The organism is Flammeovirga sp. OC4, from assembly GCF_000812565.1.
GTDB lineage: Bacteria > Bacteroidota > Bacteroidia > Cytophagales > Flammeovirgaceae > Flammeovirga.
On sequence record NZ_JTAM01000208.1, the window covers coordinates 1 to 361 of the forward strand.

Annotated in this window: 1 protein-coding gene; it reads left to right on the forward strand. The window is 39.6% G+C overall.

The genetic code is table 11. The features are described from left to right. A partial coding sequence (locus PL77_RS32230; RefSeq protein WP_044213813.1) for a hypothetical protein occupies positions 1–361 on the forward strand: 361 nt, incomplete at both ends.

Consider the following 361-nt stretch of genomic DNA (forward strand, 5'->3'; position numbering starts at 1 on the left):
TTCAATAAATGGAGAGTGAAAAACGGCAAAGGTGAAGTAAGTTTGAGCGGTGTAAAAAGACGTCTCAATATGAATGAGCTGAAGAAGTACTGGTATCCTGTTTATCACGGTAAAAGTGCCTTTGAAAACAAGTTCATGTACAGAAACACAAGAGAGCGTGCTTCATGTAGAAATGCGCTTTGGAATGGTGACGGCACAAAGGTGAACTATTACTATAAAGATGCCAGAGGAAACATAAAAGCCAATCTTGATTTTTATGTGATTATAGACGCTCACTCCGAAAGAATTTTAGGCTATTCATTTACCACCAACGGAGAGAACGCAAGGGTAATTCGATCGGCTCTCAAAATGGCGGTAGATA